Annotated in this window: 28 protein-coding genes; 2 read left to right on the top strand and 26 right to left on the bottom strand. The window is 43.0% G+C overall.

All coding sequences use genetic code 11. The features are described 5' to 3' along the window. Positions 1–6: 6 nt before the first annotated feature. The 25 genes from EC846_RS00255 to EC846_RS00135 form a co-directional block, all read right to left on the bottom strand. The gene (locus EC846_RS00255; protein WP_123773731.1) at positions 7–1,572 is read right to left on the bottom strand and encodes an HAL/PAL/TAL family ammonia-lyase; all 1,566 of its coding nucleotides are present in this window, start codon (positions 1,570–1,572) and stop codon (positions 7–9) included. A 1-nt stretch (position 1,573) separates the two neighbouring features. Further along, positions 1,574–2,503, bottom strand: coding sequence for an acyltransferase (locus EC846_RS00250; protein WP_062846162.1), 930 nt, complete (start codon positions 2,501–2,503; stop codon positions 1,574–1,576). Between the two features lie 4 nt (positions 2,504–2,507). Beyond that, positions 2,508–3,248 (bottom strand): glycosyltransferase family 2 protein, encoded by a 741-nt coding sequence (locus tag EC846_RS00245; RefSeq protein WP_123773730.1) that lies wholly within the window; start codon positions 3,246–3,248, stop codon positions 2,508–2,510. Between the two features lie 8 nt (positions 3,249–3,256). Continuing rightward, positions 3,257–4,930 (bottom strand): AMP-binding protein, encoded by a 1,674-nt coding sequence (locus EC846_RS00240; RefSeq protein WP_123773729.1) that lies wholly within the window; start codon positions 4,928–4,930, stop codon positions 3,257–3,259. 6 nt (positions 4,931–4,936) lie between these two features. Next, entirely contained in the window at positions 4,937–5,488 is a 552-nt protein-coding gene (locus tag EC846_RS00235) for a septation protein IspZ (RefSeq protein ID WP_171409956.1), read from the bottom strand. Then, on the bottom strand, positions 5,485–5,733 hold the full coding sequence (locus EC846_RS00230; RefSeq protein WP_005193178.1) for an acyl carrier protein: 249 nt from the start codon (positions 5,731–5,733) through the stop codon (positions 5,485–5,487). Before EC846_RS00230 ends, EC846_RS00235 begins: the two co-directional genes overlap by 4 nt. A gap of 11 nt (positions 5,734–5,744) precedes the next feature. Continuing rightward, a complete protein-coding gene (locus EC846_RS00225) occupies positions 5,745–6,005 on the bottom strand; it encodes a phosphopantetheine-binding protein (RefSeq protein WP_004775609.1) in 261 nt (86 codons plus the stop codon). Continuing rightward, on the bottom strand, positions 5,989–6,810 hold the full coding sequence (locus EC846_RS00220) for a lysophospholipid acyltransferase family protein (RefSeq protein ID WP_123773728.1): 822 nt from the start codon (positions 6,808–6,810) through the stop codon (positions 5,989–5,991). Before EC846_RS00220 ends, EC846_RS00225 begins: the two co-directional genes overlap by 17 nt. After that, complete coding sequence (locus tag EC846_RS00215; protein WP_123773727.1) at positions 6,795–7,409, bottom strand: beta-ketoacyl synthase chain length factor; 615 nt, start codon at positions 7,407–7,409, stop codon at positions 6,795–6,797. The genes EC846_RS00220 and EC846_RS00215 overlap by 16 nt, the downstream gene beginning before the upstream one ends. Before the next feature lie 252 nt (positions 7,410–7,661). Beyond that, complete coding sequence (der, locus tag EC846_RS00210) at positions 7,662–9,071, bottom strand: ribosome biogenesis GTPase Der (protein WP_004775614.1); 1,410 nt, start codon at positions 9,069–9,071, stop codon at positions 7,662–7,664. A 393-nt stretch (positions 9,072–9,464) separates the two neighbouring features. Further along, positions 9,465–10,607 (bottom strand): outer membrane protein assembly factor BamB, encoded by a 1,143-nt coding sequence (gene bamB / locus EC846_RS00205; protein ID WP_047429262.1) that lies wholly within the window; start codon positions 10,605–10,607, stop codon positions 9,465–9,467. Further along, positions 10,607–11,305: a YfgM family protein gene (locus tag EC846_RS00200; protein WP_123773726.1), complete on the bottom strand. Its 699-nt coding sequence runs from the start codon at positions 11,303–11,305 to the stop codon at positions 10,607–10,609. The genes bamB and EC846_RS00200 overlap by 1 nt, the downstream gene beginning before the upstream one ends. A 29-nt stretch (positions 11,306–11,334) precedes the next feature. Beyond that, positions 11,335–12,627 (bottom strand): histidine--tRNA ligase, encoded by a 1,293-nt coding sequence (gene hisS, locus EC846_RS00195; RefSeq protein WP_004775620.1) that lies wholly within the window; start codon positions 12,625–12,627, stop codon positions 11,335–11,337. After that, the gene (gene ispG, locus EC846_RS00190) at positions 12,624–13,739 is read right to left on the bottom strand and encodes a flavodoxin-dependent (E)-4-hydroxy-3-methylbut-2-enyl-diphosphate synthase (RefSeq protein WP_005259644.1); all 1,116 of its coding nucleotides are present in this window, start codon (positions 13,737–13,739) and stop codon (positions 12,624–12,626) included. Before ispG ends, hisS begins: the two co-directional genes overlap by 4 nt. Positions 13,740–13,761: 22 nt before the next feature. Beyond that, positions 13,762–14,559: a helix-turn-helix domain-containing protein gene (locus tag EC846_RS00185; RefSeq protein WP_062846167.1), complete on the bottom strand. Its 798-nt coding sequence runs from the start codon at positions 14,557–14,559 to the stop codon at positions 13,762–13,764. Next, positions 14,550–15,356, bottom strand: a complete 807-nt coding sequence (pilW, locus tag EC846_RS00180; protein ID WP_004775625.1) for a type IV pilus biogenesis/stability protein PilW — start codon at positions 15,354–15,356, stop codon at positions 14,550–14,552. Before pilW ends, EC846_RS00185 begins: the two co-directional genes overlap by 10 nt. A 17-nt stretch (positions 15,357–15,373) precedes the next feature. Further along, complete coding sequence (gene rlmN / locus EC846_RS00175; RefSeq protein WP_123773725.1) at positions 15,374–16,609, bottom strand: 23S rRNA (adenine(2503)-C(2))-methyltransferase RlmN; 1,236 nt, start codon at positions 16,607–16,609, stop codon at positions 15,374–15,376. 121 nt (positions 16,610–16,730) lie between these two features. Then, positions 16,731–17,162, bottom strand: a complete 432-nt coding sequence (gene ndk, locus EC846_RS00170) for a nucleoside-diphosphate kinase (RefSeq protein ID WP_004775629.1) — start codon at positions 17,160–17,162, stop codon at positions 16,731–16,733. A 108-nt stretch (positions 17,163–17,270) separates the two neighbouring features. Continuing rightward, positions 17,271–17,471, bottom strand: a complete 201-nt coding sequence (gene iscX / locus EC846_RS00165) for a Fe-S cluster assembly protein IscX (protein ID WP_004775630.1) — start codon at positions 17,469–17,471, stop codon at positions 17,271–17,273. Between the two features lie 107 nt (positions 17,472–17,578). After that, a complete protein-coding gene (locus tag EC846_RS00160) occupies positions 17,579–18,130 on the bottom strand; it encodes a phosphatase PAP2 family protein (RefSeq protein WP_004775631.1) in 552 nt (183 codons plus the stop codon). A gap of 32 nt (positions 18,131–18,162) precedes the next feature. Then, on the bottom strand, positions 18,163–19,434 hold the full coding sequence (locus EC846_RS00155) for a glycosyltransferase family 4 protein (RefSeq protein WP_047429493.1): 1,272 nt from the start codon (positions 19,432–19,434) through the stop codon (positions 18,163–18,165). 533 nt (positions 19,435–19,967) lie between these two features. Further along, entirely contained in the window at positions 19,968–20,807 is an 840-nt protein-coding gene (locus EC846_RS00150) for a symmetrical bis(5'-nucleosyl)-tetraphosphatase (RefSeq protein WP_123773724.1), read from the bottom strand. After that, positions 20,807–21,619 carry a 16S rRNA (adenine(1518)-N(6)/adenine(1519)-N(6))-dimethyltransferase RsmA gene (gene rsmA / locus EC846_RS00145; RefSeq protein WP_004775636.1) on the bottom strand — a complete coding sequence of 271 codons (813 nt, stop codon included), beginning with the start codon at positions 21,617–21,619 and terminating at the stop codon, positions 20,807–20,809. The genes EC846_RS00150 and rsmA overlap by 1 nt, the downstream gene beginning before the upstream one ends. A gap of 32 nt (positions 21,620–21,651) precedes the next feature. Then, positions 21,652–22,620 carry a 4-hydroxythreonine-4-phosphate dehydrogenase PdxA gene (pdxA, locus tag EC846_RS00140; protein ID WP_123773723.1) on the bottom strand — a complete coding sequence of 323 codons (969 nt, stop codon included), beginning with the start codon at positions 22,618–22,620 and terminating at the stop codon, positions 21,652–21,654. A gap of 81 nt (positions 22,621–22,701) precedes the next feature. After that, positions 22,702–23,337, bottom strand: a complete 636-nt coding sequence (locus EC846_RS00135) for a hypothetical protein (RefSeq protein WP_123773722.1) — start codon at positions 23,335–23,337, stop codon at positions 22,702–22,704. Positions 23,338–23,604: 267 nt separating this feature from the next. Here EC846_RS00135 and rplM point away from each other — a divergent pair, with 267 nt between their 5' ends. Together rplM and rpsI are read left to right on the top strand one after the other, a co-directional pair. Continuing rightward, positions 23,605–24,033, top strand: a complete 429-nt coding sequence (gene rplM, locus EC846_RS00130) for a 50S ribosomal protein L13 (RefSeq protein ID WP_005226762.1) — start codon at positions 23,605–23,607, stop codon at positions 24,031–24,033. Between the two features lie 12 nt (positions 24,034–24,045). Further along, the gene (gene rpsI / locus EC846_RS00125; protein ID WP_004775642.1) at positions 24,046–24,432 is read left to right on the top strand and encodes a 30S ribosomal protein S9; all 387 of its coding nucleotides are present in this window, start codon (positions 24,046–24,048) and stop codon (positions 24,430–24,432) included. Between the two features lie 62 nt (positions 24,433–24,494). On the opposite strand, the gene EC846_RS00120 is transcribed toward rpsI, so the two are convergent. Continuing rightward, a complete protein-coding gene (locus EC846_RS00120) occupies positions 24,495–24,893 on the bottom strand; it encodes a hypothetical protein (RefSeq protein ID WP_123773721.1) in 399 nt (132 codons plus the stop codon). Between the last annotated feature and the right edge of the window lie 97 nt (positions 24,894–24,990).

The following is a 24,990-nucleotide window of genomic DNA, read 5'->3' as shown; positions in this document are numbered from 1 at the left end:
GCGCTCCTATGCCTTTTCCTGAAACTGATTGAACAATTCAAAGTTGTCGAAACGATCAATGATTTGTTGTAATTCAGTTTGTAATGGGCGGTCTTCTTCAAGTAATGCAAAACTTTGTAAGGTCCATTCGACAAAGGCTTTTAAACTTGGACTGAGTTGTGAAACCACACCTTTTAAATACACCGCCTGTACGCTGGCACAACATAAAGCCGCCAGAACCTGCTGAGTCAAGGTAATCACACGAGTTGCATCCCGTGCTGCAATGGTGCCCATACTGACTTTGTCTTGATTATGGCATTCGGTAGAACGAGAAAAAATAGAGGCCGCTAAAGTATGCTTCAATGCTTCGGCAGTCCAAGCTGACACCCCGATTTGTACGGCTTTAAAACCATGATTTAGTGGCAAGCGGTCTGCACCAGAGCCTGTCAGATTACGCGGCAATCCATGATTCATTTTATGATCAACCAGTTGTGCAATTTGGCGATCCATCAGATCTGCAATATTGGCAATCATGATCTTTAAACTGTCCATGGCCTGTGCAATATGCCCACCATAGAAGTGTCCACCATGCAGGACCCGTAAGTTCACAGGATCAATCAACGGGTTATCGTTACTCGAATTTAATTCATTTTCAATAAACTGGCGCAACCATGTTTTTGAATCTTCAAACACCCCAATAATATGCGGTGCACAACGTAAGGAATAACGATCCTGCAAACGTGGACTTTGATGCGCTGTTTGTACTTCACTATTCAGCCATTCACGTAGTTGCTGTGCAATCAGTTGCTGTCCCTGATGAGGCTTTTGTGCAAATAAGACTTCATCAAAATGACTTGGATTCCCTTCAAGTGCCAGTACATTTAAGGCTGTAATCAAAGTACTTGCCAATGCCACCTGTTCAGCCTTTTTATAGTTTAAGCAAGCAATCGCCGTCATCACAGCAGTACCATTCATCAGTGCCAACCCTTCTTTCGGACGTAAGGTGAGCGGCTGAATTCCTTTCTCGGCATAGACTTGGGCGATCGGCACAACCTTAGCTTGTGCATAGACATCCCGCTCGCCGACTAAAGCACCAGCAATATACGATAAAGGGGTCAAATCACCACTTGCGCCGACAGAACCTTCTGATGGAATCACAGGAATGATATTTTCATTAAGCATCCAGACCAGACGCTCCAGCAATGCCAAAGAGACCCCTGAATAACCACGCGCCAATGAGCAAAGACGTGTGACCACGACCGCACGTGCAGTGATCAGGTCCAGATTTTCACCCAAACCACAGCCATGAAAACGAGACAAATGCAAAGGCAGTTCATTGACTTGATGCATAGGAATTTCAACCAGACAGGAATCCCCATAACCCGTGGTCACGCCATAAATCACACCTTCATCAAGCAAGAGTTGATCTAAAAAATCAGCACCACGCTGAATCAATTCACGCCAAGCCGTTGATGTAGGTAAAGCCACTTGCATCTCTTGGCGGGCAACAGCCACCACATCTTCGATACTCAGCGCTTGTTCCCCCACAACCAGAACAGGCTTGACCCTTGCTTCAATTTGACTTGCATTCACGTTATTTTGTCCAAAACTGATAAAAATTAAACCATTGATACGGTGCACGTAAGCAATGCTGTTCTAATACGGTGACATAGGATTGTGTGATGTGTTGCATGCTGCTTAAACGGGTTTTACGCGGTAAATCGACCTGTTCAGCAATCAAATGAATATGCACCTGAAAGTTTTGCTGGGCACGATAACAAAACACAGCCAGCACAGGCACTTTGAGTAAATTTGCCAGAATCCATGCACCTTGAGGTAGAGCCGCTTCTCGACCTAAAAACTGTACGCTTTGCACACGATCTGATTGCACAGGGACACGATCTGCGGCCACAATCACCCACTCACCTTGCTGCATTTTTTCCTGCAACAATATGGCGGTTTCAATTCCCAATTCATCGACAGAAATTAAATTCACATCGGCTTTATCATTAATTTTTTTTAAAAACTGGTTAAATTGAGACGCGTGTTTTTGATAGACCAGCACGTTAATTTTTTGTGGATGTTCAGACTTTATCGCACGCAACAATTCAATATTGCCAAAATGCGACACCACAATAATCGTACCTTTCTGATAATGCTGCTGAAAATGCTCATGCCCAAATAACTGTAATTTTTGTTCAGGAATATGACCTAACCAGCCTTCAATTTTATCTAAAATGCATTCACCGAATTGCATAAAATGCGTATAGCTGTTGGTCCAGTTCGGCATCGCTTCAAACGGTGATTGTGTGCCTGCAAACTGGTGCAAACGTTGTAAATATTGCAGCGATGCCTTGCGTGCAGTCACGGCAAAGAGCCAATACCACATGATAATAAAGTACAGCACGACACGGCATAACCAGCGCCCGCCACAACGATAAAAACCAAGCATGAGCATCAAGGGTAAAAGCCCGCCACGCTCTTTAATATCGTGCCAAGTGCGATCTGTTCTGTGCTGTACCATAAAATTAGTCAGCCTTGATCTTATGCCAGACTAATTTAGGCAACCGAATCAGCATGCCAGCAAATAGCCTTGCATGGGCTTTGCTTAAACCGAGATTATCTCGCCACACATTAAAATGAGAAATGCCATGTTCAGGATAAATCACCTTGGTCGGTACATTTACAAACTGGATATTTTCCCACTTTAACCGTACCAAAATCTCACTATCAAAGCCCATTCGCGGCTGGAATCGGGCTGTGTTCAGAATCGGTATTGTTTGCGCCAATGGATAGATGCGGAAACCGCACATACTGTCTTTAATCTCAAAAGATAGACTATTCAGCCAGACCCAGAAGTGTGTGATATAACGACCATAGAGGCGCTTTTTAGGTACAGAAGCATCAAAAACAGGTTGCCCAATTACCATCGCCTGTGGATGCTGTTGCGATAACGCAATAAATTTCGCCACATCGTCCCAACAATGCTGACCATCTGCATCGATCTGCAATACATGGCTCATGCCCAGTTGTGCTGCATGTTGCAGGCCCGTGATCACGGCTTGGCCTTTACCTAAATTTTCTGGATGCTCAACCAAATCGACCAAAGCATTGTGTTGTGCCAGTTGATGCAGAATCGCTGTACAGGCAGCATCACTGCCATCATTAACCAAGATGATCGGATACTGGAACTGGGATAAATGCTGCACCAGATCAGCCAGATAATGCGGATGATTATAAACAGGAATCACAATGCTATATGTCAACATAACTGCCCCTACACCTCATCAACGGCAAACGAAAGACGGCCAGAAGCCAAAGTCTGTTCTGCGGCAGTCATTTCAAAGCTAATTTTATGCTGTTTTCGCGTTAATTTTAATTGTATCACTGCATATGGACGTATCAGGTTCTGGAACTTGATCTGCTCTAAGCCCTGACACTCATTTAAATCAGACCAGCTATTCTTGGCAAACTGTTGAATAAAACTGATCTGCCCAACGCCAGGATAAATCGGTTGATTCGGGAAATGTCCTTTAAAGCATTCCAGCTCAGGTGGGAACTCGAGTAAAAGATACTGCTCATCCTGCACCTGCCACTGTGATAAAACCACGGGTTGTAGCATTGGTGCAAAGAGCGCTTTTAAATAGTTTTTATCTCGTTTTGACTGCGCATTTTGTGGAATCTGACTGAGGAAACGCCATTGTCTTGGAATCGCAATGTTTTCAAGCTGAAACTGGAGCTGCTGCTTTAACTTCTTCACAAATGTAGCTTTACCCAGTTCAATCATTTGCTGCTGAGCCGCTGGTGTAAGCACCACAATGCACGCCAGAATTTGGCGATTCTGATGTTCTGTCACCAAGGCATGACTTTGTTCAACCTCAACCAAAGTATTGATCTGCTGTTCAATGGCATCCAGACTTAAACGCTTTTCTTCGAGCTTGATAATCCGATCGAGTCGCCCCAATAGTTTAAATTGCTTCAGATTGATATCGATCAATTCAGCAGCATCCCCAGTAATGATCCAGCCAGACTCACCCGCATGGTTACTTTGCACCATAAGCTGAGTAGTCGCAGAAATCTGAATTTCGACATTATCAAATGCTGTCCAAGCGGCCTCATCCTGATGACGGTGTGCGATGCCCCCCGTTTCGGAGCTACCCAGAACTTCCACAATCGGTACATTCAGATGCGGACGAATACCTGCATCCAGTTTTCCACCTGAACTAAAGGTCATTTCACAATGTTTTAAGGCTAAATCCTGACTCCAACGTTTTAATAGCGCAGGACTTGAGATCACATAATTCATCCAACCCGCTTGAGCTAAACGCTGTTGTGCTTGAATAACATCTTCTGGGAAAGCCAGTTGTGTATTGAAAAAAGGACGACCCATTGCCAACGGTAAAAGCAACTTAAACAATAATCCATAGATATGCTGGTGGCTAACCGTCGCAATCGCAGCACTTTTTTCATTGAGCTGGAAACTGCTGGCCAAGCCTGAAACTTCATTTAAAAGCTGCTTTAAGGTCCGTTCAATCTTTTTCGGTTCCCCTGTTGAGCCAGAGGTAAAAAACATTACTTCCGCCTGATCGAGGAATTCATCCTGTTGCAATCTGATCAGGTTCGCTTCATATTCACTGTGCTTTAAAGATGCTTGAACAGGTTGACGCTCAAGAAAATGAATATCTTGCTGTAAAAATTGTTGCTCTAAATCACGCACTCGATGCGGCGGTAAAATAATTTTTTTATTCGCGAGCAAGCCTGCAAAAAACAAGACACTAAATTGATAACTGTCCTGCTCCCATAACGCCCAGATCTGTTGAGGTAAATTTTGAATAGCCGCTGTCTGTTCAGCAACATCTTGCCAAAAGTCCGCATAAGAAATAGTTTTAAATTCAGTGCTAATACAAAACGTTTTCGCTGAATCGGTATCGTTATAAAAGAAGATAGGCATAGTATTTTAAGATATTGTTTGATTTAAACGTTGATGTCTTTTGCGCAAGATAAACTCACCCAATAATAAAATTCCCATCAAAACGTAAGAGATAAAACCATTATAGATCACCCAAAACTTCATTGGCGCAAAGCAGGTTGCTAATGCAATCAGGGCATTGATACTAAAAAATATACACCAGACCACAGTCACTTTACGTGTCCACTGTACCCCCGATGCAGGTAAATCAGGTTCCATCAGACGGGCAAAACGCTCAATCATGGAAGGTGGCTTATATAATGTCAGGGCAAAGATAAGCAAAGCGCCCAAACTCATCCCAACTGGATAAAGCTTTAGCCAGGCATGATCTTTTAAAATCAGACTCAAACCACCGCAAACAATGGCCAGTCCAGTCAAAGGTAACATCAAGTCTTTTTTCGCACTGACTAAACGAAGTATACCCAGAACGACGAGTAAACCGCTGACCCAGAGAAACTGACCATGCGATAGACTCCATCCGACAATAAAGGGGTATAACACAAAAAATGTGATCACGCCCCCTCTGAACAGATATTTCATTCAGCCGTCATATTCTGAATGACAACAACCACATCTTGTACTGTTCTAACGGCTTTAAAGTCTTCTGGCTTCACTTGCTTGCCAGTCAGTTCTTTAATTTTCACCACTAAATCCACAGCATCAATACTGTCGACATCGAGATCTTCATATAAATTTGAATCAAGCTGAATATCGTCAGGCTCAATTTCAAATAAATCCTGCATCCATTCTCTTAATTTTGCCAGCACCTGTTCTTGAGTTAACATCGATCTACTCCTTAAACTGCTTGCTGTGCTTCAACCAAAGCCACCAGACTTTGAACTGATTTAAAATGTTGTTTGGTCTCATCTGACTCAGCATTCAAATGAATGTTGTAACGCTTTTTCAATGCCAAGCCCAACTCTAGAGCATCAATTGAGTCTAAACCTAAACCCTCACCAAAAAGTGGAGCATCGGTTTCAATATCACTGATGCTAATATCCTCAAGTGCGAGAACATCAATAATCATTTGCTTTAATTCATCAGCAAGATTGCTCATTTTTAGATAACTCATCATTAAAAATTTGATAAAACTGTTGATTCAACTGACGTACCTGCTTAGGGCTAATGTCTGAATCCGCTAATAGGTCTTTGACCTCAATTGCATCGAGTACCTTAATTTCAATATGAAAGGGTTGCGCAGGTACATGATACCATTTTTCATTTTTGGTTAAGGTCGACGGTGTACAACGTATCAACACTGGACGCACTGGCACATTGGCACGAATGGCAATATTTGCAGCACCACGTTGAAACTCATTCAGAGATTCGCCTTTTTCTGTGCGGGTTCCTTCAGGAAAGATCAACAATGAAGCCGCGCCCTGCTCTTTTAAACGCACCACGCAATCCTCAATAAACTGCTGTGAACCTGCATTTAAAATATAACCTGCGCTACGAACTGGCCCACGGGTAAAGGGATTTGACCATAATGATTGCTTAACCACACAATTGGCTTGTTGCATCAGACCAATCATCACCACCACATCAATCAAAGTGGGATGATTGGCAATCACCAGTTCTTGGCGGCTATTTTGTAATTTTTCCAGCCCTTCTACCGAATAGGTCATGACGCCTAACTTGACCATCATTTCGGTAAAGCCTTTAAAGCTATAACGAATCACTTGCTGCGCACGTTGCTGGCGGATTTGTGGATCACGGCTGGTCACATGAACCAGAGGCGCAACCAATGTTGCAATGCCGATACCGCCCGCACCAAAACTTGCAAAGCTAAATCCTGTAGCGGCAACACGCCAAAAATAATTGGTTTTTTGTTTAATCTGCTTGAGCTTTAACATTTTTTCCATCTCACTACAGACGGTTTTTCTTCTACAGATTGCCAAAATTGGTAAAAAGCCAAACTTTCCATGTGCTCTGAACCAAATAATGCCAGAACCTCTAAATTAGGTTGTTCTAGACTCACAACCGTTGCCAACGAAAATGCTGGAAAATCAGATGCATCACTATAGAGTGTCGGTAAAGCTTGATCATAAGCCACCACCAGAACATGCTTTACTTTGGTGCTGGATTTTAAAATGGCATAGGCTTCAATCAAGGCTTCGGTCCATTCACAACTCAGGCTTATAGAAGGTGTATCGTCCTGACACAAAATCGAATATAAGCCTGCAATCGCATTATGGACAGAGGTTGAAAATTGTGTAGGTGATGGTGTTTGTTCTTGTAATACATCTTTTAGAATATCTAAAGTTTTTTGCTCATCCCCGTATTTTGAAACCCAGACGATATAATCTGCATGCTGACCTGCCAAAGCGGTTAATGCGCCATGGAGAGCCATTTTTGCCAATGGAGATAAACGGCGACGTTGCATTGCAGGAATAGCCTCTAGCGCAGCATAGTTTTGCTGTGCATAGGTAAGCTGAGGCTGCGTTAGATGTAATTTAAACATGCAATGCACAATCCAATCTGGTTTAAAAAATAGACAATTTAAGGAAATTTTGCGGTGGCATTATAGCACTAGCACGAAATTTAACAAAAAAATTATTTTCATTACATTTCAAGAACTTATGCTTAAATACTTATTGTCAATTTTCTCTAAAGCCTAGCTAAACAAAAAACCTAATTATTAATATTTATTAATAAAACAATAGAACCAAAAAAGCCCAAAGCAAACTTTGGGCTTTTGAGCATTAAGTACGGCTTAACGCTTGAATTTCTTTTCTGCTTTTTTAAATTTCTGAACATAACGACGTTTACGTGCTGCAACGCGTTCATCCACTTGCGACTTACGTCCTTCAAATGGGTTTTCAGAAGTTTTAAAGTCAATACGAACGGGTGTACCTTCAAGCTTATACACTCTACGGAATACATTTTCCAGATAACGACGATAATCCGCTGGGGTCTTATCCACCTTATTACCATGAATGACGATCGTTGGTGGATTTTGTCCGCCCATATGCGCATAACGCATTTTAATACGACGACCACTGATCATTGGTGGCTGATGTGCCTCAGTTGCATCGCTTAGAATCTGAGTCAGTTTTGCAGGTGAAACTTTTAAGTTTGCTGACTCATAAGCACGGTGAATCGAAGGATAAAGCTCGCCTACACCAGTACCATGTAAAGCTGAAATCAAATGGATTTTTGCCCATGGAATAAAGTCAAAACGGCGTTCAACATCAAGTTTACATTGCTTACGATCATACTCGGTCATGTTGTCCCATTTGTTGATCGCAATGACCATGGCACGGCCCGCTTCGAGCGCATAACCAATCAAATGTAAGTCTTGTTCAACAATCCCTTCACGTGCATCGACAACCACCACAACAACATGCGCGTCTTTCATGGCTTGCAAAGTTTTAACGATTGAGAATTTCTCAATCATCTCATCAACCTTACCTTTACGGCGTACACCCGCAGTATCAATCAAGGTATATTGACGACCATCACGCTCATAAGGAATATAAATCGAGTCACGCGTTGTACCCGGCTGGTCAAACGCAACAACACGTTCTTCGCCCAGTAAACGGTTGACCAAAGTTGATTTACCGACGTTTGGACGACCAATAATCGCTAAACGTAAACCTGTATTTTTGTTGTGCTCATCTGGATTTTCATCTTCTGGAACTTCAGCCAACACTTCTTCAAGCATTTGCTGCACACCACGACCATGACTGGCCGCAACCTGCATCGGTTCGCCCATACCGAGCTTATAGAATTCAACTAATGCAGCTTCTGCATGTACACCATCGACCTTATTGGCAACCAAATGTACTTTCTTGCCCAATGTACGTAGCTCACGAGCAATTTGCTCATCTGAAGCCAATAAGCCAGCGCGTGCATCAACGACAAAAACAATGATGTCTGCTTCATGGATTGCAGTTTTTGACTGCTCTGCCATGTAGGAGTCAATGCCACCTTCATTCTCACCAATACCGCCCGTATCTACGACAATGAATGATTTATTTTGATAAACCGCATCGCCATATTTGCGGTCACGAGTTAAACCAGCGAAGTCAGCAACCAAAGCATCACGACTTTTGGTGATTTGGTTAAATAGCGTTGATTTTCCGACGTTTGGACGACCAATGAGCGCAATAACGGGTTTCATAGATTAACCTTGATATAGAGAATAACCTTGAGGTATGAATGATCATAATGGGATCTTGCCGAGTACTCATCCTATTTTGGAATAAGCCGTCGGCTCGACCTACCTTACGAAACGTTGTTTCTCATTTCGGGAAAAGTAGGCAAAACCATTGTCATCCGCAAAACTCGTTCATTGTCATCGAGTCTCTTACCCATCACAGAAACCACATCTAATCAATGTAGTCCTGTCTCAAACAGTTGCGGATGACGTTTTCGAGTACCATATTTCAGTTAAAATTTGATACCGAACTCAAGTAAATAAAATAAAAATTCGGGGCTTTGATAATCAAACACCCCGATATATGTTTTGTCTAGCAATAGCTAATTGAGCATTTTACCACAAGCTAAGGCAAAATTATCGATTCTGCCAAATGGTTAATGCACCTTTTCGAGTGGCAACATAAAGCTGATTGTCAATCACACGTAATGAACGGACTTCACCGCTGGTTTTCGCACGACCGATCAACTTGCCTGATGCTGGATTAATCAGATGAAGTACCCCATCCAAGTCACCAACAACAAGGTTTTGTCCCAACATCACTGGGTTGCTCAACTGACGATTTAACAATTCTTCATTTTGCCAAACCAACTCGCCAGTCGCCAAGCTATACGCGTTTAACTTACCATCGGTTGTAGTCACAAATACTTTATCTTCGGCAACTTCAGCACTGTTGGTACTGCTTGCATCTTCACTCCACACCACACGTTGTGAAGCAAGATCTGTCACGGTTACCTGACCTTGGAAGCTGGTCGTTACAAGGAATTGACCTGCAACCACTGGATCGCCAACCACATCAATCAAACGTTGAATGTCTGAACGACCATCACTAATCGCAACACGGCGCTGGAAGCGAGGTACACCACTGATAATGTCTAGTGCATACACATAAGCATTTGCAGAACCAATCAACACGGTACGATCATCCAAGCGAACTGGGGCTGGCTGACCACGTAAACTGAATTGTACGTTTGGCAGTTTATAAGCCCAGACTTGCTGACCTGTTACCGTATCATGTGCAAACACAGTACCATCATTGGCAATGGTAATGACACGACCAGACTGGATCAATGATGGCGACAGAATTGCACCAGACAATTTTGCCGTCCACTTTTGCTCGCCTGTGGCCTGATCTAAACCAAATAACTGTCCTTTGCGATTACCGATTACAACAATCCCTTCCCCTGCTTCTACACCCGCGGTAAGTTCTTGTTTGGTAATCTTGCTTTTCCAAAGGCGTTCTTTACCTTTGTAAGCAGAAACCTGACCATCAGGGTCAATCGCAAAAATCACACCATTGTCTGTATCCAGTTGCAAGCGCAATGCTTCAGCAGCTTTTGTAGACGAAACACTTTGTGAAAAAACAAGGTTTAAACTTTGTTCTTGCGTGATTTTTGGCAATGGGTTTGGTTTTGCCTCTTTTACTTTATTGCTCGAACATCCAACAAGTAAAGCTGAAGCAATTGCAATTGCCAAAGGAAGTTTTAGTTTATTCTGCATTAAGACTCATCCACTTTGGTATCTAAGATCGGGCGCTCAAACTCAGGATCATCTACTAAAACGCCAACACTTTCGAGTTTAATTTGTAAAAGCTGACGCTCTTGTTTACGCTCGAGCAAGTTATCCCATGCACTTTGATACGCTTTACGAGCAGATTCATTATCTTTTTTCGCAACAAAAATGTCACCGCGAAGCTCATCGGCAGTGGCCTTGAACGCAGGCTCTGTCACAGCAGATAAAGTTTTTAACGCATCATCAAACTTGTTTTGTGCCAACTGAGCATCAGCCAAACGTAATTTAACAACTTGTAGCAAACCCTCATCTTTCACTTTTGAGTTTTCAACTTTCTTCAAAGCTTTCTCAGCAGCAGCATAGTCTTGCTTTTCATAAGCAAGCTTCGCCATGATAAATTGCGTCTGAATCGCTTGAGCAGAATCAGCATCTTCTTTCACAATTTTATCTGCAGCTTCAGATAAGGTTGCAAAGGCATTTGGCTGACCAGTGGCAGCTTTTGCCTCATCCATCAACTTCTGTACCTTCGCGGTCTGGTTCTGAGATTCAGCAAGGGTCTTTTTTTGCCAGTATTCCCATCCGAAAAAGGCAATCAAGGCAATGAGAATTCCGCTAATGATTGCAGAACCATATTTTTTGGCAAACGACTTTAAACTGTCGAGCTGTTCATCATCACTTAAACTCATGTGATTGTCCTTTTCCTAAATTTTTCAACTTATTGTTTAAATTTTTCGATCAAAAATGGCGTCAGTTCAGTTAAAGCAACTTGTGACTGTTCTGCTGTCGCAAGTTCTTTAATGAGAAGCTGCTGTGATTCCCACTCGCGCTCACCCAAGATCATCGCAAAGATCGCACCCGACTGATCGGCCTTTTTCATTTGGCTTTTCATGCTGCCTTGTGAACCTGTTTTTAAACGAATCGGGCTATTTGCCGCTTCCAACTGATCACGAATCTGTTCAGCCAAAACCAGAGCTTTGGCTTGATAAGCAGGTTCAGCCAATAAGAAGATTTCGCAATCACGTACTGTTTTGGCTTGTTCAACTTGCTCGAGTAACAGTAGCAAACGCTCCATTCCCATCGCAAAACCAACCGCAGGGACAGACTGATCTGCTTTACCTTTTAGCTGTCCAACCAAACCGTCATAGCGACCACCTGCACATACCGTTCCTTGTGAACCCAACATGGTGGTGGTCCATTCAAATACGGTTTTGTTGTAGTAGTCCAAACCACGTACTAACTTTTGGTTAATCACAAACTCAATACCAGCATCGGTTAAATATTGCTGTAATTGCTGGAAGTGATTGATTGAATCTTCTTTGAGGAAATCATGCAACTTTGGCGCATTTTCCAGAATTTTTTGCGTTGATTCGACTTTAGAATCCAGAATACGCAATGGATTGGTGGTCAAACGGCGTTGAGAATCTTCATCCAAAGCATCTTTGTGCTGATTTAAAAACTCAACCAATGCTGCACGGTATTCTGCACGCTCGTCGGTTTCACCTAAAGTATTCAACTCAAGTTGAACCTTGTCAGCAACACCCATACGCTTCCACAAACGCGCTGTGAGTAAAATTAACTCTGCATCGATATCTGGGGTTGCCACACCAAAGGTTTCCACACCAAACTGGTGGAACTGACGGTAACGGCCCTTTTGCGGTTTTTCATAACGGAACATTGGTCCCATATACCACACGCGCGGTGTCGCGCCACGCAACAAATTATGTTCCAGCAACGCGCGTACACAACCCGCAGTCCCTTCTGGACGTAAGGTCAGTGATTCAGGCGGATTACCTTTGTCGAAAAAGGTATACATTTCTTTTTCAACGATATCGGTCGCATCGCCAATAGCACGTTTGAATAAACCGGTTTGCTCAACGATCGGTAAGCGGATCTGTTGATAACCATAAGCATCCATTAAAGATGCGAGTTGTTGTTCCAGACTTCTCCAAGCCGCAGTTTGCGTTGGAAGGATGTCATTAAAACCTTTGATAGCGACGATTGAACTCATGATGAACTACGAATAATTTCTTTAGATTTTGCTTCTTCAAGCTCTTGAACACGTTGACGAACCATTGTTTCAATTTCATCAACCAACTGATTTGTGTCAATTAAATGGCTCTTTTCACCATTACGGTAGACTAGTGAACGAGGAGATGCTCCCACGATCCCGATATCTGCTTCTTTAGCTTCACCTGGACCATTCACTTTACACCCGATGACAGACAAGTCCATCGGAGTACGAATATCTTCTAAACGCTCTTCCAGCGCCTGCATCACCTGAATCACATTGAATTCTTGGCGTGAGCAACTTGGGCAAGCAATAAAGTTAATACCGTTTGAGCGCAAGCCCAACGATTTTAAAATATCAAAACCGATTTTAATTTCATCTTCTGGCTCGGCAGCAAGCGAGATACGCATGGTATCGCCAATGCCTTCCATCAATAGTCCACCAAGCGCAATCGCCGATTTCACCGTACCTGTACGATAAATTCCTGCCTCTGTAACACCGAGGTGCAACGGATTATCAATCTGTTGTGACAATAAGCGGTAAGCGTCCATGGTCAAAAACACATTCGACGCTTTTACGCTGACTTTGAACTCATGAAAATCTAAACGGTCTAGAATATCGATATGACGCATTGCAGACTCAAGCAAGGCCTGCCCTGTCGGCTCACCATATTTTGCTTGTAAGTCTTTTTCCAATGAACCCGCATTTACACCGATACGGATCGAAATACCATGATGTTTTGCCGCAGCAACCACTTCACGTACTTTCTGATCTGAACCGATATTGCCGGGGTTAATACGCAAACAGTCCGCGCCATAATCCGCGACAGCCAAAGCAATACGATGATCAAAATGAATATCCGCAACCAACGGCACGCTCACGCGTTTACGGATTGCACCAAATGCCTCTGCCGCTTCCATTGAAGGAACAGAAACACGCATGATGTCTGCACCAGCATCTGCACAGCGCTGGATTTGCGCCACGGTCGCATCGACATCACAAGTTTCAGTATTCGTCATACTTTGAACACTAATCGGGGCATCACCACCGACATACACTGAACCGACACGGATTTTACGTGTTGGACGGCGTTTAATTGGGTTCACAATCATCGTATAGCTCTACTCTTTGTCATTAACGAGACAAACGGAATTCTGCTTTTCCATTGACGGTATATGGAGACAACGAAATTTGTTCCTGATTTAGCACCAGAGATACAGCGGTCGCATCATCCAAACGAATCTGGAATGGAGACTGACCACTCAAATTCAATGTCGATGCCTGACGACCTGTTGCCAATACTTTACCTGTTGCGTCCACAATATGCACAGAGGTTGGACGGTTAAAGTTCAGGACTAATTGGTCACCAGATGTTGCTGCTGTTGTATTTCCGCTCATTGGCAGAATTTCAACTTCAGAGTTTTTAATCTTTGGTACATCCGCATCATCCTTATGGCTTGATGTCCAATTCTGTACAGCCACGACTGCTAACCATGCCAATAATGCAATAGCCGCCACAATCGCAATGCGTTTTAACCATTTGCGGTTACGTACGCTTTTCGAACCTGATAATTTCCCCATGATTTTAATCGGAGAATTATTCAGGGCATGGCTGGCTTTAAGACCTGTATCATTAACATAAATTTCATCAAAACGCTGAATAATCGCGCTTGCATCCGCATTTAAATGCTTTGCATAAGCACGATAATAACCTTTGATAAAAGTCGCTTCTGGCAATGACTTATAATCATCTTGCTCTAATGCCGTCAAGGTTTTGACAGGCATGTTCAATACGTTTGCAATCTCTTCAATTTCTTTCTTTTGTGCAATACGAATTTGACGCAAATACTCACCAGGTCGTTGAATATTTCCTAACGCAGACGATGGCGAGGTTGAGCCAGTTGGCTGATGTGAATTTGGATTTATTTCCATACGGCCTCAGTACTGTACTGTAATTGCAAATAACGTTGATATTCTGGACTATCAGGAAATAAAGCGCGTAACTGATTGACTAACACTTGCATTCCTAACTGATCCGCATTTGCGCGAGCAATGCGTAAACCAATCCAAAGCGCACGGGCACCTTGGTTTTTCTGACCTACATTACGAACATATTGTTCGTATAGTTGCGATGCATCTCTATTATTTTGTTGCAAATAGAAAATTTCCGCCAACTCTAACATTGAAATTGTTGCGTTTCGATTCGCTTGTAGCGCCTGTTTGAATGATTTTTCAGCATTCGCAACATCGCCAAGTTTTAAATAGATTCGCCCCAGGTTTTCCAGCGACTGAAAACGCTGATCATAACCTAGGGTTGCGCCCGCACGGGTAAATTGCTCAATGGCTTCATTATAGCGTTGCTGCTGGTACAAATATGTACCGTAATTATTACGAGCCTGAGCGTTATCTGGTTCGGTAGAAATAGCGCGCTTAAAATAAGACTCCGCTTTTTCCATATTTGCTGCACTACCTTCTTGTTGCAGCAAGATGCCCATCATCATATTGGCGTTGGCATCTCGGGAATTCAGTTTTAACGCCTGATCAAGCGAACGCTTGGCTGAATCCAGATCACGTGTACGAATATATTCTGCCGCAAGTTGTGTACGAACCTGCACCGCTTTTTCCGGATCTTTTTTTAATGTTGTAGATGGCGTCTGGCAAGCTGTTAAGCCCAGTAAAGTAAACACAACAGCTGTCGCTATAATCGTTTTTGATCGAGTTGTATTCAACGCTTTTTCCCCAAGTTTTATCCTTGTGTGCGCAATATTTCTTGTCGTTGCGCCACTTTCTTTTTCCACTGTTCAGCACGACGAGTACGGTCAGCAACCTGTCCTACCAATTGTCCACACGCCGCATCGATATCATCACCACGTGTCTGACGAATCGTACACACAAATCCGGCATCCGACAAAGTTTTTTGGAACGAAATAATACGGTTACGGCTCGAACGACCATATGGTGCGTGCGGGAACGGATTAAATGGAATCAGGTTGATTTTACTTGGTAAGTTTTTCAATAATTTTAACAATTGCTGTGCATGCTCAGGTTGGTCATTGACCCCTTCAAGCATCACATATTCAATCGTGACATGGCGACGAGAGCTTTCATTGCCATCTTTGCCCAAATAACGCTGGCAAGCCGCAATCAGTTGCTGTAACGGATATTTTTTATTGATCGGCACCAATTCATTACGCAGTTCATCATTTGGTGCATGCAGTGAAATTGCCAATGCAACATCAATATCCTGCGCCAGTTGATCAATCTTCGGAACAACACCAGAAGTCGATAAGGTCACACGGCGCTTAGACATGCCATAAGCAAAATCATCAAGCATCAACTGCATAGAACTTAGAACAGCATCATAATTGAGTAAAGGTTCGCCCATACCCATCATAACCACATTGGTCACGGTACGTTCACGCTCTGCAACAGGAACATCTTCCATGTAGGAGTAGTTCGCCATCCACAACTGACCAATAATTTCCGCTGGAGTTAAGTCACGCTGGAAACCTTGCTTACCGGTAGAACAGAATGAGCAATCCAGTGCACAACCCACTTGTGAAGAAATACACAAGGTTTTACGCGCGCCAGTTTTATCATCTGCTGGAATCAATACGGTTTCAACCAGCGAACCATCACCATCACCGACACGGAATACCCACTTACGGGTACCATCTTTGGAATAGTTACGATGCACCACTTCAGGCGCTTTAATTTCACAAATTTTTTCTAATTTTTCACGTAATTTTCCCGAGATATTGGTCATCTCGGCAAAATCTGTCACAAAATATTGATGAATCCATTTCATGACCTGACCCGCGCGAAACTTTTTTTCGCCCAGATCTTCAAAGAATTTTTCCAGTTCAGCTCGAGACATGCCAAGTAAATTTACTTTATTATCGGCAGCTTGAACGACAGGCATAGGAACAGACTGTTGTTTTTCATCTAAATTTTCTGATGAAACGACCACTGCAGAACTCATGTATATTTACCTAAACAATATCAGCGCTAAAAAATACTGTGCATTATTTACACAATACAATCTATAAAAAATAAAAAACCAGATAAGTAGTATACCACTTATCTGGCTCGAATACTTTGGATTAACGAGTGCGTGGGCAAATCTCGTTATCAGCAAAGAAGTAAGCGATTTCGCGCTCAGCAGAAGCAACTGAGTCAGAACCGTGAGCAGCGTTTTCGTCGATGCTTACAGCGAAGTCAGCGCGGATTGTGCCTGGAGCAGCTTCTTTAGGGTTAGTCGCGCCCAAGATATCACGGTGAGCAAGAACTGCGTTTTCGCCTTCAAGAACTGAAACAACAACTGGACCAGAAGTCATGAATGCAACAAGGTCAGCAAAGAAACCACGTTCTTTGTGCTCTGCATAGAAACCTTCAGCATCAGCTTGAGAAAGGTGTTTCATTTTAGTTGCAACGATTTTCAAACCTGATTTTTCGAAACGAGCAAAGATGTCGCCGATGTGGTTTTTAGAAACTGCATCTGGTTTTACGATAGATAAAGTACGTTCAATCGCCATGATTGACTCCTATTATGGTTTAAACTAAAAAAATTTGCCGCATTATACCGATGTCATCGCTAATAATCAGCTTGAATATGCAAAAGTTCAGCGATTTCTGACGAATTTCTAACGAACTTCATCCAGCCAAGCCATTTGAATGGCTTCAAGCAAACCTTCAGTTGATTTAGTAGGATCATCACTAAAGTCTGGTAAAGCACACACCCATGCATGTAGATCCGTAAATCGAATCCACTGTGGATCGACTTCTGGATGCGCTTCAGTGAGTTCAATCGCAATATCAATCGTATCTGTCCAGCGTAAGCCCATATAACAACCTGAATAAAAGTATGTGATTGAGCGTACTTTAACAAAACACCAGATTTAAGAGATAGTGTTGAAGTGCTAAATTGTCGCTAAAACACTTATATAATGCGTTACAAAATGAGATTAAAGCTCGGTGCCAGCAAAATGATTGCACTTGCAACCGATGCCCCAATCACTGCCCCCACAATGACATCGCTTGGATAGTGTAGTCCCAGAATCATACGGGACAATGCGACCAAGATCGTAAACGGTAACATCAGGATCAATAACAATGGCTCAATATAGCCCAATGTGATGGTCACCATGACAGCATGTAAGGTATGACCAGAGGGAAAGCTAAAATGATCCAGTGGTCGCTCTCCCAAGATGATCACCTGATGTACCTGATAAGGTCTTGGACGCGTGGTTTTATTTTTTAAAAATTTATAAATCAAGGTTCCCACTGACCCTGCCCCAATCAAATACAAGATCTGCACACCGTATGCCAAACCGTGCATCACCCATACCGACAACAACATGACATACCAAAATGGCCCATCGCCCAAACGACTGATCGTCTTAAAAAATAAAGCGACACGTTGCGACTGTGAAAGATGATTCAGGTAGACACACCCTTTTAAATCGAGATCCAGCATTTTTATTTTTGCATTTTGAAATTTCATACTTTTTCTCCTCTTCAGGATTTAGGTCGTCGTCATGGGAGACTCCTCACGACCTGATAAAATGCGTGTTCTAATTGTTGTACCGGAAACTGCCAACTGCTTTGTTGTACGCTTTCGCTAGCAAGCAATCCCATTTGTCTCAACTGTGGCAGCGCAGGTAAATGACAAATCGATTGAATAAAATCAGTCGTCTCTCCAAGCTGGCTCAGCCAGCCTGTCACTTCATGTCTCACATGTTGATGCGCACAGACATAGTCATAGGCAACTACAGGTAGGCCACTAGCAATGGCTTCTAAAACGACGTTCCCAAACGTATCGGCCTGACTAGCAAAGGTAAACACATCGGCACTGGCATAAGCCGCCGAAAGTTCCTTTCCACTCAAGCTTCCCATAAAGATAACATCACTGGATTGCGCCATCTTGCTCAGACGTGTCTGATCTGGCCCTTCTCCAACAATCACGAATTTAATGTTTTTACCTTGTCGTGCCTGTAAAGCATGGAAGCTTTTTACCAACACATCGACTTCTTTTTCAGGTGATAAGCGTCCAACATATAGCATGACACGGGTATCAGCATCAGCGCCCCATTGTTGGCGCAGCTGCTCTGAACGGTGTTTCGGTGAAAACTTTTCCGTATCCACACCACGACCCACCACCACCAAAGGACACGTTACGCCAAAACCGCGTAAGGCCTGCTCTGTATATTGGCTGGGTACGCAGGTCACATCGGTACTGTTATGAAACCATGTTAAGTAACGCTGAATCGGCTTGACCAGAAAAGCCAGATCAAAGAAACGGCTAAAATCATGAAAGGCTGAATGGAAGCCACTGGAAACAGCAACCTTTCGTGATTTTGCGGCCTGCAAAGCGGTTAGTCCCAATGGCCCTTCTGTGACGATATGCACTACATCAGGCATAAATTTTTCAAAGGCTTTTGAAACCTTGAGATATTGCGGCCATCCGAATTGTACGCTTGGATATTTAGGAATCGGCTGTGACATCACCAGACATTCCTGATCTGGGTGGAATTCGGTACATACTGCTTTTTGTGTTGGTCGTACCAGTAAAATTTTATGTCCAAGGCGCTGTAAACCCTGACACAATTGCATCATTGATAAAGCCACACCATTAATTTCTGGGGGCCAGGTTTCAGTCACAATTGCAATTCTGAGACGAGGACGAACTAAATCTTGAAGTTCAGACAATTCATCTTGTTTATTTTTGAGTTGTTTCCTTTTAAAGTAAAATTTAAAATTTTCAGGAAACTCTTGCTTTAATAGAGATGTCGCGTATGTACTCTGCATATCGCCATCCATTTGTGTCGTTATTTTCATGCTTTCAGCTTAAAAGCATTTTTTGACACTTTAATGATCAGTGTATGACAGTTTTTTGACAGCCTAAAAATAAAAAATGCCCAGTCTGAAACTGGGTATTGCACACAACACAGTAAATACTTAACCTAAGTTTGATTAGAAACATGATACTCGGAAAGGTCATCAGCAACCTGCGCGAGCCAAAGCAATTAAGCTTTGACTTAGCGCAAGATAAACGAAGTTCGTAGTTTAAGACTCAAGCATAGCTTTCATCTTACGGTACGGCAAAGATTATTAATCTTTGCTATTCGCCCCTCAGGTTTTGCCTACTTTTCCCAAAATGAGAAACAACGTTTCGTAAGGTAGGGCGAGCCTGAACGAAGTTGAAATATATTTCAACTGAAGTGCAAGACGTAGTAGCTGATTCTGTAATCCGATGAGAGTTTATCAAGACTCCGTTAAGATAATTTTTTCCCAACAGACTCTAGATAAAAATATTTAGATCAAACTCACACTGCACTTATTCAAGCCAACGGATTATCTACTGCAAAAATCTGCTGATCTTCCAAACGGAAAGCTACCAATTGTTGCCCCCAGACACAGCCGCCATCTACATTCTGAATTTGAGCATTAATAGTCTTGCCCTGCAAAGCAGCCCAATGTCCAAAAATCAGCTGATGTGTTTGTGCTGCCTGACTTTCAAACTCAAACCATGGTTGAAAACCTGCTGGCATCGGCGCATCGAGCGCATCTTTAAATTCAAATTCCAAACGCCCTTCTGCATCGGTTAAGCGCATACGGGTCAGATAATTGGTGATGCAACGCAATCGTGCCATGCCTGTCAGCGCATCTGACCAAAGATCAGGTTGAGAACCATACATTTCTGCCAGAAATCCATCTAGTACAGAGAGGTCTTCATGCGCAACAACCTGTTGCACTTCTTGCGCCAGAGCAACTGTTTTTTCAGCGCTCCAGATACAGGGCACACCCGCATGCGTAATTAAGGTCTGTTCATTAGGAGACAAACTTAAAGGCTGTTTACGCAACCAGTCAATCAGCTCATCGCCATCAATCGCATCAATCACTTCTTGCGTATGATCTTTTTCTTTAGCCTTTTTAAAGCCACGCGCACAGGCAATCAAGGTCAGATCATGATTACCCAATACGGTTGCGGCTGCCCCACGGTCGGCCAGCTTTTTAATAAAGCGTAATGCACCCACCGAGTTTTCACCACGTGCCACGAGATCCCCAGCAAACCATAAAAAGTCTTGGTCTGGATCAAAGCGAATTTCTTTAAGCAAAGCTTTCAGTGCTTCGAAACAGCCTTGCACATCACCAATGACGTAGTTATAGCGCTTAGACATCAAGCCACCATCTGATCAGAAAGAGCCACAAAATCTGCCAGACTTAAGGTTTCTGGACGCGCCATTGGATCAACACCCGCTTTTTCAAAGCCATCTTCTACCAACATGCCTTTTAAGCTATTGCGCAAGGTTTTACGGCGTTGAGTAAATACATGTCCCACCAAACGCGCTAACGCTTTCTCATTTTTTGCCACGATAGGTTTGGTTTCGTATGGCTCTAAACGGAAAACTGCTGACGTCACTTTTGGCGGTGGGTTAAATGATCCCGGCGGTACTTCAAATAAGAAAGTTGGTTTGCAGTAATACTGAATCATGACCGACAGACGACCATACTCTTTGGTATTTGGCGTTGCGGTAATACGGTCCACTACTTCTTTTTGCAGCATGAAGTGCATGTCTTTCACTTTGTCGCCAAACTCCAAGAGATGGAACAATAGTGGTGTTGAAATGTTATAAGGTAAATTCCCCACTACACGTAGTGGACGGCCTTCCTGAAATAGTTGGGTAAAGTCATATTTCAAAGCATCAGCTTCAACAATGGTCAAACGCTCAGGATGTGGCACGCGACCTGGTAAGCCAGCTGCAAGATCACGGTCGAGCTCCACCACTGTCAACGCATCACATTCACCGATCAAAGGCGAAGTTAATGCGGCCAAACCTGGACCGATTTCAACAATGTTTTCGCCCGCACGAGGATTCACTGAGCGTACAATTTTGGCAATCACACGTTGATCATGTAAAAAGTTTTGACCAAAACGTTTTCGAGCCTGATGCCCTTCATCTTTAGGGTTTAGGGCATTAATTTGATACATAATAATTCCAACGTGAATAATTTACTCGTTAATCACTGACGAGCTAAATCAAGTGCTAAATCCACTGCAACATGCAAGCTCGATGCTTTTGCCTGTCCAGTGCCTGCAAGAGAGAGTGCTGTACCATGATCGACAGAGGTTCGAATAAATGGCAAGCCTAATGTAATGTTTACTGCTTCACCAAAGCCCTGTGATTTTAACACAGGTAAGCCCTGATCGTGATACATCGCTAAAACAGCATCTGCATCTTTCAGATTTTCAGGCGTAAATAATGTGTCTGCAGGCAGACTCAGACTCATATTGACACCCTGCGCGCGATAACCTTCCAACACAGGATTGATCACATCAATTTCTTCGCGGCCTAAATATCCGTCTTCACCAGCATGCGGATTTAAACCACACACCAGAATACGCGGAGCCGCAATTTTAAATTTTGTTCTTAAATCATGGATCAGAATATCAATCACTTGATGCAAACGTTCGGTGGTAATGGCAGCGGGAACATCGCGTAGGGGTAAATGTGTCGTTGCTAAAGCCACCCGTAGCGTTTTCGTTGCCAGCATCATCACCACACGATCAACACCAGCAAACTCTTGGTAGTATTCTGTATGTCCACTAAACGCGATGCCTGCCTCATTGATAATGGACTTTTGTACAGGCGCTGTTGCCACACCCACACTTTGTCCAGACATTGCATAATCGGCTGAACGGCGTAATTGTTCTAGCACATAAGCCGCATTGGCAGGATCTAACTGCCCTAAAGCCACTGGTTGTGCCAATGGTACATGTTCAACAAAGAGTTGCCCCTTCAAACTGGATTCTGCTTGTCCCTGATAAGCAATCAGTTCAACATCCATACCCAACACGTTAGCGCGCTGCTGTAACATCTGTAGATTAGCAAGGATAACAATCGGTCGCTCATCTACACGCTCTGCCAGACTGAGACAAATATCAGGACCAATGCCTGCAGGTTCACCTGAAGTGACATATAAAGGAAGCATACATACCGCCAATCTTTTGATTCTGTTCTAGTGTAACGAAAATCTAAAAGCAGTATAGCTCTACATTTTTATAATTTAAGTTTAAGGTGCCGAAGCTTTGGTTAAATTCTGTGGCACCAGATTCGATGGGACAAACTCAACCTTTCGTGTCCAAGGATTCACTTTAGGTTGTACTTTCTTCTCGGGTTGCACCAAAGCCACTTCATCTTTTTTCTCGCTCACGATGACTGGACTCACAGCCTTCTCAATAGAAGGATTGCTTACACTCTCTTTCTTTTCTAAAGCTTGCACAGTTTGCTGAAGCTGAGGTTCTTTTTTCTCTGCCCCTGTAGTTGTAGCAACGGCATTCGCAGGTCGGGTATAAGGCGCAGCAATTGCACCTTGTTTCACGATCGTTTGGGTGGTGGGTTGTTGTAATTGAGCCGTTGGAGTTGAACCCACAACACTTGAAGCGCCTTGCAAATTCATTTGATCAACAGGAATTTCAATCGCTTTCATTTCCGCAGTAACCGCCATTGCAGGATCGACATGGTCATTGCCACGACTTTCCAGAACTTCAAGTTTACGGCTAGTACCTTCTTTGGGTTGGAACTCGGAGTAATTGGTGACACTGGTTTGGTCTACCCATTTATATAGTCGTCGTGCATTGGTTTGTGTAGAACAAATGCCCACTAATAATGTAACTACAACAATTTTTGTAGAAAGCGACAACTTCATCAAATTCCCCGAGAGAAGAGGTAAATACTTCTATTTATTTCAAATGATTGGTATAAAAATGATAGGTTAAATCCCACCCGCTCTCAAGATAAATAATAGGCAATTCAACTCAGCGCTGATTAGTTCTCAATTCAGTCACATTACAGCAATTTATGGCTTCTCTAGTGAATTTTTCTTGTGCGTAGATATAAACTCATGTAGAATTCGGTCTCCTTTTGTTTGGACAGATTCCACCGTCCAAACCAACTATAATAGGTAGTGGTTTAAATGAAAACTCTCAGCGCTAAGCCAGCTGAAGTTCAACACGACTGGTATGTTGTTGATGCTTCTGGCAAAACTTTAGGTCGCCTTGCGACTGAAATCGCTCGTCGTTTACGCGGTAAGCACAAAACTTCTTATACTCCTCACGTTGACACTGGTGACTACATCGTTGTGATCAATGCTGAACAAGTTCAAGTGACTGGTAACAAATCACTTGATAAGAAATACTATCGCCATACTGGTTTCCCTGGTGGTATCCGTGAGACTAACTTCGAGAAGTTAATTGCTCACAAACCTGAAGCTGTTTTAGAAAAAGCTGTTAAAGGTATGTTGCCAAAAGGTCCTCTTGGTTATGCAATGATCAAAAAAATGAAAGTGTACGCTGGTAGCGAGCATCCTCATACTGCTCAACAGCCACAAGTTTTGGACATCTAAGGGATACAGCACATGGCTACTAATTATGGTACAGGTCGCCGTAAGACCGCAACTGCACGTGTTTTCTTATCAGCTGGTACAGGCAAACTCGTAATCAACAATCGTACTTTAGAGCAATATTTCGGTCGTGAAACTGCTCGTATGGTTGTACGTCAGCCTTTAGAGCTTTTAGAAGTTACTGAAAAATTTGACCTTTACATCACTGTTAAAGGTGGTGGTATCGGTGGTCAAGCTGGCGCTATCCGTCACGGTATTACTCGTGCATTGATCGCTGCTGACGAAAACTTAAAACCTGCTCTTCGTCAAGCTGGTTTCGTTACTCGTGACGCTCGTGAAGTTGAACGTAAGAAACTTGGTTTACGTAAAGCTCGTAAACGTCCTCAATTCTCTAAACGTTAATCGTTTTACGAATTGGACAAAAAACCTCGGATTTTCCGAGGTTTTTTTATTGCCCTAATTTATTACTTCTTTTTAGAACAATCCATGACTGCATCACCTGTGCCGTCGGCAGAAGAGAATTCCGTGATCGTACAGCCATTTTCCTGATAGCTTCGAGTACTCTTGGAAAATTGATGATCTTTCGGAATCGGTGCATTACAAGGTTGTCCCGTTTTTTCATGCACCATCTGGATCGGCCCATCATTATAAATAGTCACCTGACAAGCTTTAACCACATACTGTTTTTTGATGCCACCATATTGTTGCCCACTATCATCATCAGCTCCAGCAGCAATCACAGCATCGGCCGCCGCTTCACTCTCTACTGAAGAGATATTGCTCTGTCCCACTCCCTGAGGTGAACCAGCACAACCACCTAGTAACAACGCACCACACAATACAATCAGGTAATCTCGCTTCATTCTATTTTCTCTCATTGAACTTATTGAATAATAAATCTATTCTGTAAGGCTCATATTATTAATGTTTAAGTGCTTTCCAACGTTAATTTTAGTATTC

The sequence above is a fragment of the Acinetobacter sp. BIGb0102 genome, from assembly GCF_003815055.1.
GTDB classification, from domain to species: domain Bacteria; phylum Pseudomonadota; class Gammaproteobacteria; order Pseudomonadales; family Moraxellaceae; genus Acinetobacter; species Acinetobacter vivianii.
Note: the sequence above shows the minus strand (reverse complement) of the source record. Positions and strands in the feature narration are given on the sequence as shown.